The 17,024-nt window shown below is 45.9% G+C and carries 19 protein-coding genes; all 19 read right to left on the bottom strand.

Translation table 11 applies throughout. The features are described from left to right. Nucleotides 1-4 precede the first annotated feature (4 nt). Nucleotides 5-937, bottom strand: a complete 933-nt coding sequence (locus G344_RS0102565) for a magnesium chelatase ATPase subunit I (protein WP_038154798.1) — start codon at nt 935-937, stop codon at nt 5-7. Between the two features lie 27 nt (nt 938-964). Beyond that, nucleotides 965-1,822 (bottom strand): ABC transporter ATP-binding protein, encoded by an 858-nt coding sequence (locus G344_RS10500; RefSeq protein WP_051245670.1) that lies wholly within the window; start codon nt 1,820-1,822, stop codon nt 965-967. Between the two features lies 1 nt (nt 1,823). After that, the gene (locus tag G344_RS0102555; RefSeq protein WP_028254829.1) at nt 1,824-2,864 is read right to left on the bottom strand and encodes a FecCD family ABC transporter permease; all 1,041 of its coding nucleotides are present in this window, start codon (nt 2,862-2,864) and stop codon (nt 1,824-1,826) included. A gap of 27 nt (nt 2,865-2,891) precedes the next feature. After that, entirely contained in the window at nt 2,892-3,659 is a 768-nt protein-coding gene (locus G344_RS0102550; RefSeq protein WP_169718807.1) for an ABC transporter substrate-binding protein, read from the bottom strand. 196 nt (nt 3,660-3,855) lie between these two features. Further along, a complete protein-coding gene (locus G344_RS11895) occupies nt 3,856-4,647 on the bottom strand; it encodes an energy transducer TonB (protein ID WP_051245666.1) in 792 nt (263 codons plus the stop codon). Between the two features lie 15 nt (nt 4,648-4,662). Beyond that, nucleotides 4,663-5,064, bottom strand: a complete 402-nt coding sequence (locus G344_RS0102540) for an ExbD/TolR family protein (RefSeq protein ID WP_028254827.1) — start codon at nt 5,062-5,064, stop codon at nt 4,663-4,665. Further along, complete coding sequence (locus G344_RS0102535) at nt 5,054-5,665, bottom strand: MotA/TolQ/ExbB proton channel family protein (protein WP_038154794.1); 612 nt, start codon at nt 5,663-5,665, stop codon at nt 5,054-5,056. The genes G344_RS0102540 and G344_RS0102535 overlap by 11 nt, the downstream gene beginning before the upstream one ends. Nucleotides 5,666-5,762: 97 nt before the next feature. Then, the gene (locus G344_RS0102530) at nt 5,763-8,015 is read right to left on the bottom strand and encodes a TonB-dependent receptor (protein WP_028254825.1); all 2,253 of its coding nucleotides are present in this window, start codon (nt 8,013-8,015) and stop codon (nt 5,763-5,765) included. Between the two features lie 434 nt (nt 8,016-8,449). Continuing rightward, nucleotides 8,450-8,590 carry a hypothetical protein gene (locus G344_RS11890; RefSeq protein WP_156886136.1) on the bottom strand — a complete coding sequence of 47 codons (141 nt, stop codon included), beginning with the start codon at nt 8,588-8,590 and terminating at the stop codon, nt 8,450-8,452. Nucleotides 8,591-8,629: 39 nt separating this feature from the next. Beyond that, on the bottom strand, nt 8,630-8,758 hold the full coding sequence (locus G344_RS12200; protein ID WP_277352582.1) for a hypothetical protein: 129 nt from the start codon (nt 8,756-8,758) through the stop codon (nt 8,630-8,632). After that, nucleotides 8,748-9,221, bottom strand: coding sequence for a hypothetical protein (locus G344_RS0102520; protein ID WP_028254824.1), 474 nt, complete (start codon nt 9,219-9,221; stop codon nt 8,748-8,750). Before G344_RS0102520 ends, G344_RS12200 begins: the two co-directional genes overlap by 11 nt. A gap of 169 nt (nt 9,222-9,390) precedes the next feature. Further along, a complete protein-coding gene (locus tag G344_RS0102515; protein WP_028254823.1) occupies nt 9,391-9,630 on the bottom strand; it encodes a hypothetical protein in 240 nt (79 codons plus the stop codon). A 229-nt stretch (nt 9,631-9,859) separates the two neighbouring features. Further along, on the bottom strand, nt 9,860-10,012 hold the full coding sequence (locus G344_RS11885) for a hypothetical protein (RefSeq protein ID WP_156886135.1): 153 nt from the start codon (nt 10,010-10,012) through the stop codon (nt 9,860-9,862). A 51-nt stretch (nt 10,013-10,063) separates the two neighbouring features. Further along, nucleotides 10,064-10,849, bottom strand: coding sequence for an RNA polymerase sigma factor (locus G344_RS0102510; protein ID WP_028254822.1), 786 nt, complete (start codon nt 10,847-10,849; stop codon nt 10,064-10,066). Between the two features lie 513 nt (nt 10,850-11,362). After that, nucleotides 11,363-12,277 (bottom strand): ATP-binding protein, encoded by a 915-nt coding sequence (locus G344_RS11375; RefSeq protein ID WP_051245664.1) that lies wholly within the window; start codon nt 12,275-12,277, stop codon nt 11,363-11,365. Nucleotides 12,278-12,336: 59 nt separating this feature from the next. Beyond that, a complete protein-coding gene (locus G344_RS12195; protein ID WP_277352581.1) occupies nt 12,337-12,465 on the bottom strand; it encodes a hypothetical protein in 129 nt (42 codons plus the stop codon). A 58-nt stretch (nt 12,466-12,523) separates the two neighbouring features. Further along, nucleotides 12,524-13,750, bottom strand: a complete 1,227-nt coding sequence (locus G344_RS0102500) for a hypothetical protein (protein WP_028254821.1) — start codon at nt 13,748-13,750, stop codon at nt 12,524-12,526. 696 nt (nt 13,751-14,446) lie between these two features. Beyond that, on the bottom strand, nt 14,447-15,454 hold the full coding sequence (gene mglC, locus G344_RS0102495; RefSeq protein ID WP_028254820.1) for a galactose/methyl galactoside ABC transporter permease MglC: 1,008 nt from the start codon (nt 15,452-15,454) through the stop codon (nt 14,447-14,449). Nucleotides 15,455-15,464: 10 nt separating this feature from the next. Beyond that, on the bottom strand, nt 15,465-16,976 hold the full coding sequence (locus tag G344_RS0102490) for a sugar ABC transporter ATP-binding protein (RefSeq protein WP_028254819.1): 1,512 nt from the start codon (nt 16,974-16,976) through the stop codon (nt 15,465-15,467). Nucleotides 16,977-17,024 lie beyond the last annotated feature (48 nt).

Raw genomic sequence — 17,024 nt, 5'->3', positions numbered from 1 at the left:
AAGGTTACTGCTTTCTTTGCAATACTTCCGCAACATATTGCCAATCAATCGTTGTTTCCTCAAAAGGCTTACGTCGCATTCTATGCGGCATCACTAATCTTGCCGCTCTTAGTAATTGTTCTTCTGTTACCACAGCATTACCCTCCCATGCAGCCATCGCCCGCACCGTATGTAACATGGTAATATCTGGTCGGTGTCCATCAACATTGAGCGTAATAGAAATTGTCGTAATCGCTTCTAATAACTCATCAGTAACAGAAATCTCCTGTAAACGCTTACGAGCTAATATAACACGATGACGTAATTCCTGCTGTTCTGCTTCATATGACTCGCAGAACGCATCTGGATTGGCTTCATATGCCAATCGTCGCTTAATAACCTCCACGCGTTTATGACTCTCTCTTTCTCCATATACATCTACAGATAAACCAATTCGATCTAATAATTGAGGGCGAATCTCGCCTTCTTCCGGATTCATCGTCCCTACTAGCACAAATCTTGCCGGATGAGAATAGCTAATCCCCTCTCTCTCTACTGTATTAATCCCCATAGCGGCTGCATCCAGCAATACATCAACTACATGATCATCCAACAAATTAATCTCATCTACATACAAAATATTATTATGGGCCTCTGCCAAAAGTCCTGGCTCAAATTGTTTTTCCCCTTTTTGTAAGATTTGCTCTAAATTAATCGTCCCTACCACTCGATCTTCCGTAGCATTAACAGGAAGTTCAACAACTTTCATACATGTCTCTTCTGCATCAGATAAGGGAGGCAATATATCGGCTAAGGCGCGCACTGCCGTTGATTTCGCCGTCCCTTTTTCCCCTTTTATCAGCACACCGCCTACTTCTGGAGAAATTGCATTAAGCAGCAATGCTTCTTTCATCACCTCTTGCCCTACTATTGCTGAAAAAGGATATATCTTTTTCATGGTAACCACTCCTTCCATACGTATAACTCACTCATTAAGAATCATAGTGGATGCTTCTTCTGGAATTTGTACCCCCGGGCGTAAATGTTGCGACTGTCTTATGCGTACACCATACGGATATACATAAATTCTCCTTTGTCTGAATAGCGCATCCTCATAAACAGTAGACGAAATATGGAATGCCTTTCCCAAATTTTTTGCATTCATAACTATGTGCGGTTCCCCATCTGCCACAATCTGACCATTAGCAAATAAAACTAGGCGACTACAAAATTTGGCAGCCATTTCCAAATCATGGACTACTATAACGATAGTCTTACCTGCATGGCATAATTCTTGACAATGTCGAAACATATCGTCTGCATAGCCAATATCAAGTGCAGCTGTCGGTTCATCCAATAATAAAATATCTGTATCCTGTGCTAACGCCTTAGCCAAAAAAACACGTTGCCTTTCACCGCCACTAATAGCTTGTATATTCTTTTCTCTCAACTCCCATACCCCGGTATACCGCATAGCCTCTTCTACTATTTGGCTATCTTTTGATGTACTATTTTGCCACCATGCTATATACGGATACCGCGCCGTCATGACAATATCCTTCACGCTATAACCAAAGCCCACTTTTACCGATTGTTGCATGTATGCCACTTGCCGTGCGATAGTTTTATCTGTCATTTGAGTCAATAGATGGTCATACAAAAAAATCTGTCCTTGGCTAATGGGTTGGATGCCCCGTAACGACTTTAAAAACGTCGTTTTTCCTGATCCGTTAGGTCCTATAATGCCAATAAATTCACCTCTGCCAACGGTGAGCGAACACTTTGTAAGAATACTCCTATCCTGCACAGACACAGACACGTTCTTCGCTTCCATGACAGTCATATTAAATGCCTCCTTCTGCCCGCAATCTACGCAATAAAAACAAGAAATACGGAGCTCCTACCAGCGCCGTCATAATACCTAATCGAATTTCGATAGGTGTTAATATAACACGCCCCAACGTATCGCAAAAGACTAGGAATACCGCTCCTGCCAGTGCGGACAGTGGTAGTAGACTTCGGTGATCGGGACCTACCAGAATACGCATAATATGAGGAACCACCAAACCGACAAAGCCAACAAAGCCGCTGACGCATACTGCGGTAGCCGTGATTACGGAAGCAATACTAAGGAATAGTAAGCGATAGAACATTACTGATTGTCCCAGTGCCCTTGCCTCTACATCACCTAACACTAATACATTTAAGTGTCGTGCCAGCATAAATAATACGCTGATACCTACTATAATCGGACCGATGGCAATGACCACATGCTCCCATCGTCGATAATCGAGACCTCCCACCATCCAAAACAGAAATTCCCGTAAACGGTATTCATTCATAAATGTCAGTAGTCCTGATGTTAATGCCCCTAAAAATAAACTTACCGCTACACCGGATAATAGTAACGTAATCGGTTGCACTTTATTATCCCTCATGGCAAGACCTACAATTAATACAACGGCACCAAAGGCTCCTCCGAACGCAAACAAAGGCATATAAAACATACTCACGGATGTAAGCCCTAATGCAATGGCAATCACGGCACCTAAAGAAGCCCCTGATGAAACGCCAACAACACCGGGATCGGCAAGCGGATTAGCGAATACACCTTGCATAACCGCTCCAGCTGTCGCTAAAGCACTGCCCACCAAGACACCCACCAGTAAACGTGGTAACCTGATAAACCAAAAAACAGCTCTTTGATTATCGTCAAGTGGTGCACCGATTCCATTGACGAACCCTATAGCACGCGTAATTTCGTCAATGGCTCCATTTATAGGTATCGTAATTGTTCCCATGTGAATAGATACGACAAATAATATTACAAATGCTATGACAAGACCTAACCCGTATCCATACACTTTCTGTAATTGGTGCATCATATCTCACCTTTCTTCATCCATTACAAACTATAGCTCTGGATAAACAACATTCATTATAGTTAACATAACCTTACCTATATATTGATTCCCCGTATACAGATATGCTGACTTCATGGGAAGCACTCGCTTATCTCGAACTGCCTTCATCCCAGAATACGCCGGATCCTCGTAAAACTGTTTCACCATGCGATAGTCTTTTTCTCGATACACCGGCACAAATACAAAATCAGGATTCATCTCAACAATGCGTTCATCCGTAAACGGTATCCTTGAAGGATAATGTAACTCTGATGGAGGGTGTTTAATATGCATATATGTACACATATGATCAAACAGACTGCCTGTGCCCGTATAGCCACTCATCGTAGATAAGAAAATAGCAGAACGTTCATCATCCCTAGCAATTCTATCTGCTTTCTTTTTCACGATATCTAAATCTTGATTGATAATATCAACTAATTTTTTTCCCTGTTTTGGCTCATTAACAACATCTGCTAAACGCTGAATAAGCTGTGGTACATACTCTACTGTTGTGTCCGTATGAATAACTACAGTAGGAATACCTGCACCCCGCAGCCCATCTACTGTATCTTTGCTATAATAATCCGGTACAATAACAACATCCGGGTGCAATGCCACTATGCGTTCTAAATTATATTCCCGCAATACAATAGGTACCTGCCTCGCTTTTTGCCACGACAAAGAGTAGTCTTCATAGGTAGCCAACGATCCTATCGCCACTATGCGCTGAGGTGACACAATGTCCAGTAAAATCGTATCAAATGCTGATGTCATTGATAGAATCCGCTGTGGATGTTCTGGTACTTCCACCCGACAGCCCTGATCATCAATAAGAATACGCGTAGGCTCCGTTAATTTTGGTTGTATGTTCAGTCCACACCCCATCACACATATAAAAAAAGCCAAAGCAGACAACCCTAAAACAACATAATAAAAATATCTTCGCCGGATAACTATCATCTCATCATCCTCACTGCAACCGGAACGTAACCGGCTGCACCGCTGTCACACGAACCGCGTGTCCTCCAATAATCACCGGTGAAAACGTCCATTGATATAATGCATTAACCGCAGCTCTATCCATAGCACCATATCCAGAGCTACTAATCACAGATACCGAACTGACGGAACCATCTCGTTCTACTACTAAGCGGCAAACTACAGTCTGCCCGCTTATACCTCGCTTTCGAAGACGTTCAGGATATATCGGGGCCACTGTATGTAGTGGCATCAAACTACCAACATCATGTACCGAGTCATCACTGTCTTCCCCACCCCCGTCGCTGGAGCCGCCACTACCCGGTCCGTTACCGTCACCGGTGCCACCACCATTACCATCACCGTTGCCTATACCACTACCTACACCGGCACCTGCACCAGATCCCCCTGTGCCATCTTCTCCTCCATTGCCAACAGCGCTCTCATTAAAATCTCCTACCGACATGTGAGTAGAAGTATTCATTTCTACGGTTTTTACCGACTCTTGCACCATAGCCTCTGCTTCTGACAGAGAGGTGGGCGTCGGTGGAATTACTACTTTACTTGATCTAGGCACAGAAATAGCTGGACCAACTGCATTCTTTCCATTACTTTCCAAGGAGCCTCCTCCCCCCGCATCGGTTATAGTTACTTCTATCGGTTCCGAAGAGGGCATCACCACTTCATGGGCTATAGTTAAATACCATGCTCCACACCCGATTAATATCGTATTTACCGCTAAGGATGCTATGTACGCTCGTTGCCATCGCTTGCGTTCACACATAATCGGCTCCTCCTTTTACTGTTCTGTGGCAATCGACACATTTTTAAGTCCTACCTTTTTCAATGTATCCAGTACCGCTACAACTGCACCATAAGACACATTCTTATCTGCCCTTAATATGATAATAACCTTCTCATTTCGAGTCTTTTCCAGTTGCATGCGACGAACGAATACATCCAAGTTCATCCCCTCTTGTTCCACATATACATGACCATCTGCAGTCACTGTTACTGGAACCTTACGCTCTACATCAAGCTTTGCTGATTGCGTAACTGGTAACACTACAGGAATTGATTTTTGTACTACCATGGATAGCATGCTCATCATAAAAAACACCAATAAGAAAAAAATAATATCAATCATTGGAATAATCATCAGTTGTGGAGATTCATTGTCTCGCCGCGGTCTAAGCTTCATGTCGATCACCTACCAGCGTTAATATATATAACGCTCCCACTTCTTCAATCTCATCGAGCAAGCTATTTTGTCGTTGCTTGAGATACGTATGAATAACCAATGCAATAATGGCTACACATAAACCTGTAGCCGTAGCAATTAATGCCTCACTGACACCCCCCGTAATCGCAAACGGTTGCCCCTCTGCTGTTGCCAGTACGTTAAATGAACTAATCATACCGGTCACAGTACCTAATAATCCCATCAGCGGTGCCAAGGTAACAATAGTCGACAAGTAGCTCAAGTAGTTTTGTAACTCGCCGGCAATAGCCGCTCCTTTCATATCTACAAACTTTTCCTGTACATCAATAGCCTTATCATGGAGAAGGGCCTCTCCTACCATCTCAGCTGCTTTACCTCCCACCATATCGCAACTACCTTGTAATGCCGTCCAGTTCTTTTGTGGTATATACTGAGTCATAGCCTTCCGCAATGTAGATATATCCGTGTGGCACTTTTTATAAAAATACATGCGTTCAAATAAGATTGCCATCGAAACCAGGGAGCACGCCAACAAAGGAATCATAACGATGCCACCCTTTACTAAAATACCAAAATCCATGATCACGTCACCTCTATATCTAATACAAAAAGAGCAGTCTTCGCTCATACGTCAACGTCGACTGCCCCTCCCTTTGTTCTGCCGTAGAACAAAGTAACTAAAATTTAAAATCCAAATTCAAATGGTAGCTACGCCCATCTGTAGCTTCTGAGTTATAAAACTGCCGATCAAATATATTATTAACGGCAAACTGTATACCCAATACTTCATTTAATTTATAATTCATCGCCATATTGAACAGTACATAGGAATCTTCCGATCCATATTCGCCGGTTACCTTATCTGGAGCCTGCCTATCACTGATATACTGCATATCTAAAACAGTAGCTAATTTTCCTACTTTATACTGCACGCCGCTGTGCAATATATGTTTAGGAACTGTATAGTCTCTCACTGTAGTATCGTCAGTAAAGTTTGTATCAGTTATTGATTTACCGGTTATTTTTGCCTCTTGCCATGTATAATTCAAATACCCCGACCATTTATCATTAAAAGCATGTTGTACAGCCAACTCAATCCCATTTTTCTTAGACTTGCCTACGTTTTCATAGCGCTTGAACAACGCCTTTGTTGTATCCGCTCCATCATAATGAGTTACATATTGAATTGTATCATCGGTGTGTACATTAAAATAAGTAGCTGTCAAAGCTGTTTTAGTACCAATGATTTTCTTATATCCCAATTCAAATGTATCTGATGTTTCCGGTTTGAGTCCCGGATTAGGAATAACATCCCCCATACCTCCACCACCATAGCGATATACCTTGTATAATGTAGGCGGATTGAAGGAGTGACCGTACGAAGCATATATTGAAGAAGTATCATCAAGGTTATACTGAACAGCTACCTTAGGGCTAACTTCACTAAACGACTCGCCTCCAAAATCATTACTTTTATGTTTATTATCATAGTAATGTGCATAGCCGTCTAATTTTTTATAATAATCCCATCTAGCTCCAGCATACACAGTCCAATCATCATTAATATCGTATTCATCCTGTACATACAAGGCCGTATTTTTAGATTTTCCGCCAAATGCCGCAAATACACCATCCTTGCCCACATTCATATCACGCGAATCATGGTCGCGCCAATGCAGTAATGTACTTCTTTCTTGATCAAATGATTCTTGCCTGTAATTAAAGCCCACCGTCAAGCTATGCCTACCTAAGTCCCATACTTTATTAATGTCCGCGTCATACGCTTTGCCGGGATAACTAGAAAATTCACCGGCTCCATCCCAACTAATCGTAGTTGCCTTTTTATCAGCCGAACTAAAGCCATTAGCATAGGTATCTACATAACCTAAAGATATATTAAGCTTATTCTTTATGTCTCCGTAAGACAAATGATGCATATCTGATGCTGTCTGACCATCATATCCTAAGTATGTACTAATTTGGCTATTTACAGTATGTGTTGGATCTACACGAAGTTTACCGGAAAAAATCTCTTTGCCATCATGTATCGCATAGCTAAAGGGACCCTTATACCGGTAGCTGTAATCCATATGCTGATATGTATATTTAACGCTCTTACTCTCATCTAATTGGTACTTAATCCAAGCACCTATATTTTCTGTAGTCCATTCCTTTTTACCTCGACCACCCAATATATACTTTCCATCTGATGTTTTAGGCAGTTCATTATCTAGGGCAATAGCTCCTTTTCCCTTGCTAGCCTTTGCTGTATAGTAATACCCAGGATATCCCGATGTACTTCGTTTTGCATAACTGATTCCTGCCGTCACCTTATCATTGATCCGGCCATCAATCGCCAGTTCTCTATTCCAGGTATTATGAGAGCCATAACCCAAGCGTCCAGATATATTGGCATGTCCTTTTTCAGTCGGAGCCGTATCCTGGGTAGTAATGTTAATAACCGCCCCTACAGCATGACCGCCCCACAAAGATGAGCCTGCACCCTTAACCAACTCAATTTTCTTGATGGTGCCGATAGGAAGCATTGCCCAGTTCGTGGTTCCATCATACGTATTATTAACAGCGACTCCATCTAACATAACTAATACATTAGAACCCTCAAATCCCTGTATCTGTACATCGCCTACCGCCTTTTGGTTCATATACACCCCAGGCAAGTATTGAATTGCTTCAGCTACTGTTTTAATATTACGCTCCTTAATATCCTTTCCTGATACGACTTGCACATCTTGAGGAACCTGCATCCATTGTTGCTCAGACTTTGTCGCCGTTACCACTACCGGATTTAATGCGTACTCATTATATCCATCAGCAGTTTCATTCATGGCCTGTACACTACTTATTCCCAAACAACCCGTGCCTAACACCATTGCTATAAATGTTCCTACAGATATTCGTTTTTTTCCCATATGCTTACTTTACCTCTACCTAATCAATGCCCAACAAATAAACTTACGTCCTCTACACATACACTCATTCGATATACCCCATAGATCTTATATATCCAAGAATACATCGTATATACACAACTAGAAAATATATCTCATCATTCAACTTCTCCTATTTTGTATCATAAATTCTACTCTAAAACTAATAACGTTTCGTTATTATAACTTTTTTTTATATGTATAATTCACAATATGAAATCAACGACCTCTAAATTTGCTAGCTGTCTAATTTCATCACGGAATACTTCTTAAAATATACAATGGCAAGGATTTTCTAGGACACCGTTATATACCAATACAAAAAAGGCGACGCCCCATCTCCCAGCGTCGGATTCATCGAATAGGATCGCTGCAGTACAGGGCATCGCCTTTTATGTGTTATGCATCGAGAGGTATTAACTTAAATTAAACAAAATTAAATAAAACACGGTAACCGATACTGCCGGGCACAACGGCCCGACAGTCATCGGCACTGTGATCATACAGCAGGGCACGTATGGCGTGTCGCCATACGTGACTCGGCTTGGTGCAGCCATACGTGCCTCCACTGGTTACAACAACGGATGGCCTGATTGTTACAGCAACGGGTTACCCGGCTTATAGGTCTTCGTATCAATACGCACAAAGCCTACGGACGGATAGGCAAACAACGACGCCAGCTTATCGCTGAGCACATTCAATTCGTCATCGGTCTTATTCGGCACAATGCCGTTGAAGGTAAAGCTTGACCTTGGTGGCTCCTGCAATGTCTTCATTCAAGCGCAGCTGCAGCTTCGTTGTCTGCACCATGGCATCCCAAATCGGGCCGCGTTCTTCTTCGTCTTCATTGCCATCATCGAGATCATCAAGCGCCGCGCCATCGCTGTCCGCATCGGCATGCACGCCTTCATCACCTTCGCCGTGTACGCCGTCTTCGGTGGCACCGCTGTCTGCCGCCGCAGGTTCCGTAGGTGCACCGCCGGCCATCACACGGGTGATTTCGTTGGCTTCGTCTTCGCTAACTTCGGCTACTTTTGCTTCACCTGCTTCGTCTTCGCTAACTTCGGCTGCTTTTGCTTCACCTGCTTCGGCTTCGTTCGCTTCGACTCCGCCGTCTTCGACCGCTTTCGCTTCACTGGCTTTTGCTTCTTCGTTTTCATCCATCATACGCAACATATCTTCACTCATACGTATCGCTCCTTATCCTGTATTACACACGATTCAACCACATACAAACTATAATTTTTTCAAAACCACGGTGGCTACTACTTCCACCAGCAGCTTAACCCACTCTTTTATTGTCATAGTATCACCCGTTTTCTCTCACAGAATGTAACGCCAACGATAATCCCGTGGATTATTTCATTTCCTCTACCGTCGTATGCTCTTTGTGGGCACAAATATAACGAGTCGCCACATGACCGGCCGCATCGACAAAAAAGCCGCCCATGGCAATAAAGCGACCCACTTCGTCCACCTCTTCTAAGGTAAGACCTTCCTTAGGTGCGCTGATAGGCACGCTTAAAGACATCTTCGTCGTTTCGTCGGTAAAATTCATTTTAATCACGTCGGTAATTTTATGGTGTGTACTAATCATATGTATAATCTCCTTTTCATCCCTGTACGGCATTACTCTGACATTGCCATCGTTATCGGCATTACCATTGCTATCGTCATTGGCATCAGCATCGTCATTGGCATTGTCCTTGCCGTACCTTTACACTACTCACAATTCTAAACGTACGTAAACGGCCTCGCCGGGCCGTACCGATTATCACTGCCTACCTCCTTCTGTGACCGATATTCCGTAACCACTTCATCGGCACTCACCTCCTTTCCGTACGCAACGTCGTATACGTTCCCTTTGGCAAGCGGCCTTTGACCGTTCCTTTTGTAAACGGCCCTGACCGGTTCCCTTTATAACGCCCCCTGACCATCTCCTTTTCGTAACCAACGCTGAGCCGTTTTCGTTTTGTCATCACCCCCTCACTTATTACCATCCGGCAGATGTAAACTTGTAAACGCCTATTTTAAAAAAGTTTCGTTTCCAGCAATAAATAGCGAAGCTTTTTCTTACACCGCGCATGGTGTTGGCTCACTGCCTGACGACTGATTCCCATGCGATGGGCCAGCTCTGTCATGGACAGTCCTTCAAAATAAATGCCGAGAATAATCTTCTTATCCTTCTCAGGTAATTGCTCCACAATGCTGTCCACCTTTTCATATTGCAACCGCCGCAATACAGTCGTTTCCGCCTCAATCACATCAAAGGCCTCGTTGTCAAAGGACGCGATGGCCTCCGTAATCTCCCCGTTCGGAAAGAACCTCTCCCGCTTCCATAAGCGGTAAAGATCGCGGGCCGCGCCGATTTCCGAAAAGGAAAGTTTATTGTTCAGGTGACAGGTAAAGGGGATGTTACCGTCCAAATCATAGGTATAAATCGCCCTTACCAGAGCAATCCATAATATATCAATCACATCCAGTCCATGTCCGGCCAGATGCCTGTCGTTGTCGTATTTGGCAATCATCGGCGCGTACAATCTAAACAGCTCTGCCATGGCGTCCGTATCACCGGCTTGCGCCAGCGCTACCAAGCGATTATCTCGTTTATCAATGGCTTCCCAGCGATTATGGGTGTTGCATAGATTCTCAACGGCCGGTATAGCCCCATCTTGTACGCTAACATACGCCCATAGCGTATCCGCGCCCCACGGAATGTCACTGTCCCGTGTCGTGGCCGCATCCCATGTAGCTTCTTCTTCCTGCGTATTAATAACAAACTGCACATTCATTTCTTTTTTGTCAGATGATTTCATTGTCTTCGCTAACGCTCCTATCCAAACTTACAACATTACTATGCAACACGTTTCCGTGATTTGACTTCACAGCATCATCTCCTTGTTACCGACTGACCGGATTGTCTTTCTGCCGACGGATTGAATCGTCGTTCTTTCGACTGATTGCATCGTCGTTTCCGCCGACAGATTGGCCCTTCTTTTTCCCCCACCGACGGGCTCTTCTTTTTTTTTGCTCTCTCCCCCTCACTTATTACCATCCAGCAGATGTAAACTTGTAAACGCATTTTCAAAAAAAATTATTTTTTTCATAATTTATTTTTTTCATCAATGCATACATGTCATTTTATAGCATAATCGCAATTAAATCATGATGAATGTTGTAATCACCAATCAATGGTAATCCTCCAGCTATCGGCAATGATTACCTTAGCGATTGGCCGGTGGTGATTACCTTAACGATTGACCGGCAATGATTACCTTAGCGATTGACCAAGGCAATCATCGCCATCGACAGACGACCGTCGGCCTCACCTAAAACAACGGTGTCACCCGTCTGTCCGCACCGCCCAGCTCCAACACATGACAATGCCCGGCAATGCGGCTGCAAATGCGCTGTCCCTGGACACCGCCACCGGCTTCTATGTCTTCCAGTCGCAAATTGGAAGTGATGATAAACGGCTTATGCTCCGCATAGCGCGCATTGATGATGAGCCACATCTGCGACCGCACCCAGTCCGTGCTGTACTCCGCGCCGAAGTCGTCAAGCACCAACAAATCCACCCGTGCCAAGCGATCCATATACACCGACTTTCCGTCGTTTCCGTCCATACACGCCCGTAACTGATCCACCAACAGCGGCACCGTGCAAAAGGCTCCGCTGTGCCCGTTCTCGATCCACGCCTGCAAGGTAGCCACCGCCAAGTGCGTTTTTCCGGTCCCCGTAGTGCCCGTTAAGAAGAGCCCTTTCCCCGCCGTGCCTTGTGCCAACAGCTCCTTCGCATAGCGCAGGGCCTTTTTGTTGTCCTCCGTTTCCTTGTAATTGGCCAGTGTCATCTGTCGGTACAACGCAGGAATATGGGAGGCCTTCGTTTGGGACGTGGAAAAAATATCCCAATACGTATCGCCGGCCTTGCACTTGCAATACGAAATGTAGCCATGAGCATCCATCCGCGCGGTGTAGCCCTTAATGGCGCTGTCACAGTGCGTGCGCCCCGGACAGTGAAAGGTACAATGCTCGTTGCTTTCCGCAAATTCCAAAAGGCGCAAAAAGTAGTTGTCGTTCTTCGCCACCGCTTCGTCCAGTACCACATGCTCACGGGCCAAGGCTTCTTCAATACGCTTCTTCGCGTTCGCAAATATATCCGCCATTCCCTTATCGTCGGGCATCGCCCCCGTACCCATGGCACCTGCCGTTGTCAAAATATGTTGCATCGGTTCTATCTTCATTGGTTTCATCTCCGTTGATTTCATTTCCACCGGTTAGCGTTCCTTTGGTTTTCTCTTCGCTAATCTTCGCTAACCGTCATTACCGTACCTATGTGCCGACATTCCTTCGGTGGTACTTCTGTATTGACCGCCGTCTGCCGTATGACTTCACTATCGGTCATTCGCCGTATGACTTCACTGTCGGTCATTCGCCGTATCGCTTTGCCGACGTCATGTATTTGATGGCTTCGCTGCTTGCCATTCGTCTTACTCGTAATGATATTTGCGCACCGGCGCAGACGAAGAGGTCTGCCCTTGTCCGTTCGTTCGATAGCTGTCCGTCTTTGTGCCATAGCTATGTTGGCGATAGCGACGTTGCCGCTCCTTGGCTTCCGCGGCTCGCTTCTTGTCCAAATGTTCCCAGTACGCCACGGCACGAGTCCAGCTCTTCATCGGCCCCTTGCCGACTACCCAGCCTTTGGAATCGTAATAGGCCATGAAAATCTCCGGATCCACATGATAGCCCTTCTCCTTGCAGTAGTCCCGCACCATCTCTATCGTTGGCGGCACAAAGGGCTTGTCCTCGTCAGCGGATTGCGTACTGCTCTTGTCGGTTGATTGCTTGCTACTCTTGTCCGTTGGTTGCTTGCTGTTCTCGTTAACCAATGGCTCAACAGAGGTTACTTTCGTCGGCTGTTCAACCGTAGCTTCTCTATTCGTTGGTTGTTCAACGACAGCATCTTCATTCGTTGGTTGTTCTGTTGGTTGTCCAAGAACACCATCGCTACCTTTCTTTACACTTTCTTTAGAGATAGATTGTCTTGTATTGTCTTGTTTAGGTTTAGCTAAAAAAGTTGCGTCACTTTTTTCCTCCGTTCTTTCCATAGGGCTTTCCATGGGGCTTTCCATGGTGCTTTCCGTAGTACTTTCCATGGTGCTTTCCATAGGGCTTTCTATGGTGCTTTCCATGGTACTTTCCATGGCCGTTTCCTTAGGTCTTTCGTCCTTCGTTTCGCTCACGCTTTCGCAAGCTCTTTCATCGGTTCTTGTATCGGCTTCCTTATTGGTTCCTTCAGCGGTTCTTTCATTGGAGCTTTCCTTGGAGCTTTCCTTGGATCTTTCATGCGCCCTTTGGGTAGTTCTTTCAGAATCGTCCTTCCCCGCAGTCTCATCCATCGCCCGTTCCTTCGCCGACGACGCGGCCCCAAAGCTGGCCAGCGGGCTGAGCCGATATACTGCCGAGTGGTCCATACTTCCCTTTCTATACGCAATGCGCCCCATGAGGCGTAACTGCTCTCTGGCTTTGCGAATGGTCGGCGCTGAAAGCCCCGTGCTCAGCTGCAAGGCGGACATGGATAAGTCAAATTCCTCTTTCCACCCGCACAGATTGTTGTAATGAAGCAGCGAATGCCAAACCAGCCTAGCTGACGGCGATACATTGGGATGCACCAACAACCAATTCTCAAATTTTTTAAATTCCTCAATGAAATTCATGGACAAATACCTCCTCTAAATGAATTAGGTCCTCTCCCCCTCACTTATTACCATCCAGCAGATGTAAACTTGTAAACACATTTTCAAAAAAAATTTATTTTTTTGAAATATTTTTTAAGATGCTCTTTTAAAACATTCTTTTGCTACGCATCATTTTATTTTTATTGGCAAAATATTCATCGATATTTCATGCACCATACATCCATTACAACGCCGTGTACCATACACTCGTTACACCTTCATGTGCCATACACTCGTTACACCTTCCTCTGTCATGCATCCATCACTCGTTCACACAAAAAAGCACCCAACGATAGCTACCCCGGATCTTCTTTACAAGACCCGATAGTAAAACTATCGCTGGATGCTTTTCCTTTATTCGCCTTTGCGTCAGCAGACTTCCCCTCTCTCCCCCTTCCCGCATTTGCCGTGCATAAGCAGACGGCGCGCAGCAGCCTCCCTCTCTCCCTTTGTCGGCTGCAAGTAAATGGTATAAAAAAAGATGGCACAGTGTGTGTAGAACGCCTTTGCGTCAGCAGGCTTCCCCTTCCCCGCATTTACCGCGCGCAAGTAGACGGCGCGCAACGGAATAAATTAGCCTAAACAAAACAGCCGACATGGTGTGCATAGAATGCCTTTGCGTCAGCAGGCTTCCTAGCACACCATGTCGGCTGTTGTCTTCTTACTATATTTATTTTACTTGCGCGCCAAATACTTACGCACGTCAAACGCTACCGCCACTACGATAATCAGCCCTTTAATAATAAGCTGCCAATACGGCCCCATCCCCACGAAGGTAAGACCGTAGTTGATTACCGTAAAAATAAGCACGCCTGCGATGATCCCAGGCACGGTACCGATACCACCGGTAACGGATACGCCGCCTACAACGGCTGCGGCGATGGCATCGAGCTCGTACATGTTACCGTAGTTATTGGTGGCACCGCCGGTGCGCGCTGCTTCCAAAATACCGCCAACGCCGTACAAGGCTCCGGCCAACACATAAATGCAGATGAGCGTGGTGGCTACGTTAATCCCGGATACCACCGCCGCCTGCGGATTGCCGCCGATGGCGAACATGTTTTTCCCCAGCACCGTCTTGTTATACACCACATACATAATGAGGGCGATCACTGCGGCGATAATGACGATGTACGGTATGGAAATAACACCGAGGTCGATAGCGCCCGTACCGATGGCGGTAAATTCCGGACGAAGACCGCCGATAGGCTGCGAATTATTGGGCGGCATGTCAAAGTACAACGAACATACGCCATAAGTCATAACCATGGTGCCCAAGGTGGCGATGAAAGGAACAATTTTTAAATACGCCACGATAAGACCGGACACGAGTCCTACCAAAGCGCCGACGCCGATGGCAATCAGAATCGGTAAAATCAGCGGTAAGTCCGGCACCTGTTCAAAGAACGGATGCGGATAGTTCGGCATCTGCGACAGCGATGCGGAGACCACTGCCGTAAGCCCTACGACGCGACCGGCGGACAGGTCACAGCCGGCGGTAATCAAAATCATCGCCGATCCCAAGGCAATGATCACACGCGGTGACGACTGAATCAAAATATCCCTCATACTGGTGAAGGACAAGAAATTCGGGCTATATATGGAAATAGCCGCAACGAGGACGACAAGTACGATATAAATCGCGTTTTGCGTCATAAACTTACTTATACTTTTGCCGTTCATGCTAACCCTCCTATACCAGACCGGCTGTAGCCAGCTCCATGATGCGTTCCTCGGTAGCTTCCGACGCATCGATAATGCCTTCCATCAGGCCGTTACTCATGACCATGATGCGATCGCTCATGCCGAGGAGCTCCGCCATTTCCGAGGAAATCATAATCACGCTTTTCCCTTCGCTGGCCAATCGATTGATAATCGTGTAAATTTCGTACTTAGCCCCTACATCAATACCGCGCGTAGGTTCATCTAACAGTAAAATATCCGGCTCCGTGTTCAGCCACCGCGAAATCAACACCTTCTGCTGATTGCCGCCGGACAAGGATTGAATGCGCGTATGCGTATCCGGCGTTTTGATGCGCAGCGACGACACGCCGTCCTTCGTATCCAGCTCGCGAAGCCGATCGTTAAGGAGCCCCGCCTTGTTGCGGTATTTTTTCATGGATGCCATCGTATTGTTGTCCACGATGTTCAGCATGGGGAAAATACCCGTGGCCCGTCGTTCTTCCGTAAGAAGGGCAATGCGATGCTTCTTCGCATCCCGCGGGCTTTTGATGGTAATCTCCTTGCCGTGTAAGAAAATCTTTCCCTTCGCTAAATGGCGCAGGCCGAACAAGGCTTCGATGACCTCTGTGCGCTGCGCCCCTACGAGGCCGCCGACGCCGAGAATTTCCCCTTTGCGCAAGGTAAAGCTCACATCCTTAAAGGAGTTCTCCCGCACCGATGTCAGCCCTTCCGCGCGGAGCAGCTCCTCGCCGGGGGTATTCGTTTTCTCCGGGAACAGCTGCGTCATTTCACGGCCTACCATGCGTTTAATAATTAAGTCCGTCGTCAATTCTTCAGACGGCCAGGTACCTATATAGTTACCGTCGCGCATAATCGTCACTTCATCGGCTATGCGGAGGATTTCTTCCATTTTATGAGAAATATAGATGATGGCCACACCTTTGGCTTTCAGATTGTTAATGATCTTGAACAGGTGCTCTACTTCATCGCTGGTCAGCGACGAGGTGGGTTCATCCATAACGATAATCCGCGCCTTGTGAGACACGGCTTTGGCAATCTCGATACTTTGCAGCTTCGATACCGACAGATGACCGGCCAGTTCCTCCGGGTCGATGTCCACGTCGATTTCCTCGAATAGCTTCATCGTATCTTCCTTCATCTTTTTATGATCCACAAAGGATAACGGGCCGAAGCGCTTTACCGGAAAGCGTCCGAGCCATAAATTTTCCATTACATTGCGCTGCAATACCGGGTACAGCTCCTGATGAATCATGGAGATGCCCATGTCCAGCGCCGTCCGCGAATCGGAGATAGTCACGGGCTCACCGTTCAAAACGATGGTCCCTTCGTCTTGTGTATAAATACCAAAAAGGCACTTCATCAATGTCGATTTCCCGGCGCCGTTTTCACCCATCAGGGCATGCACGGTACCCGGGCGGAGTTTGAGAGATACATCATTCAGTGCTTTCACACCGGGAAAGGTTTTTGTGATGTGCTGCATCTCCAAAATATACTCACTCATGCTTGGTTCTCCCTTTCTACTATTGCCTTAACGGCAGGTCTGTACCTC

Origin of the sequence: Veillonella magna DSM 19857, from assembly GCF_000428745.1 — a bacterium.
Classification (GTDB): Bacteria; Bacillota; Negativicutes; order Veillonellales; family Veillonellaceae; genus Veillonella_A; species Veillonella_A magna.
This window is presented reverse-complemented; position numbering and strand designations above follow the sequence as displayed.

Bases quoted from the DNA above. Each gene is read 5' to 3' on its own strand.
- G344_RS0102565 (WP_038154798.1), bottom strand. From the start codon at position 937: ATGAAAAAGATATATCCTTTTTCAGCAATAGTAGGGCAAGAGGTGATG.
- G344_RS10500 (WP_051245670.1), bottom strand. From the start codon at position 1,822: ATGACTGTCATGGAAGCGAAGAACGTGTCTGTGTCTGTGCAGGATAGG.
- G344_RS0102555 (WP_028254829.1), bottom strand. From the start codon at position 2,864: ATGATGCACCAATTACAGAAAGTGTATGGATACGGGTTAGGTCTTGTC.
- G344_RS0102550 (WP_169718807.1), bottom strand. From the start codon at position 3,659: ATGACATCAGCATTTGATACGATTTTACTGGACATTGTGTCACCTCAG.
- G344_RS11895 (WP_051245666.1), bottom strand. From the start codon at position 4,647: ATGTGTGAACGCAAGCGATGGCAACGAGCGTACATAGCATCCTTAGCG.
- G344_RS0102540 (WP_028254827.1), bottom strand. From the start codon at position 5,064: ATGAAGCTTAGACCGCGGCGAGACAATGAATCTCCACAACTGATGATT.
- G344_RS0102535 (WP_038154794.1), bottom strand. From the start codon at position 5,665: ATGGATTTTGGTATTTTAGTAAAGGGTGGCATCGTTATGATTCCTTTG.
- G344_RS0102530 (WP_028254825.1), bottom strand. From the start codon at position 8,015: ATGGGAAAAAAACGAATATCTGTAGGAACATTTATAGCAATGGTGTTA.
- G344_RS11890 (WP_156886136.1), bottom strand. From the start codon at position 8,590: ATGGCTGCACCAAGCCGAGTCACGTATGGCGACACGCCATACGTGCCC.
- G344_RS0102520 (WP_028254824.1), bottom strand. From the start codon at position 9,221: ATGAGTGAAGATATGTTGCGTATGATGGATGAAAACGAAGAAGCAAAA.
- G344_RS0102515 (WP_028254823.1), bottom strand. From the start codon at position 9,630: ATGATTAGTACACACCATAAAATTACCGACGTGATTAAAATGAATTTT.
- G344_RS11885 (WP_156886135.1), bottom strand. From the start codon at position 10,012: ATGACAAAACGAAAACGGCTCAGCGTTGGTTACGAAAAGGAGATGGTC.
- G344_RS0102510 (WP_028254822.1), bottom strand. From the start codon at position 10,849: ATGAAATCATCTGACAAAAAAGAAATGAATGTGCAGTTTGTTATTAAT.
- G344_RS11375 (WP_051245664.1), bottom strand. From the start codon at position 12,277: ATGAAGATAGAACCGATGCAACATATTTTGACAACGGCAGGTGCCATG.
- G344_RS12195 (WP_277352581.1), bottom strand. From the start codon at position 12,465: ATGACCGACAGTGAAGTCATACGGCGAATGACCGATAGTGAAGTCATA.
- G344_RS0102500 (WP_028254821.1), bottom strand. From the start codon at position 13,750: ATGAATTTCATTGAGGAATTTAAAAAATTTGAGAATTGGTTGTTGGTG.
- mglC (WP_028254820.1), bottom strand. From the start codon at position 15,454: ATGAACGGCAAAAGTATAAGTAAGTTTATGACGCAAAACGCGATTTAT.
- G344_RS0102490 (WP_028254819.1), bottom strand. From the start codon at position 16,976: ATGAGTGAGTATATTTTGGAGATGCAGCACATCACAAAAACCTTTCCC.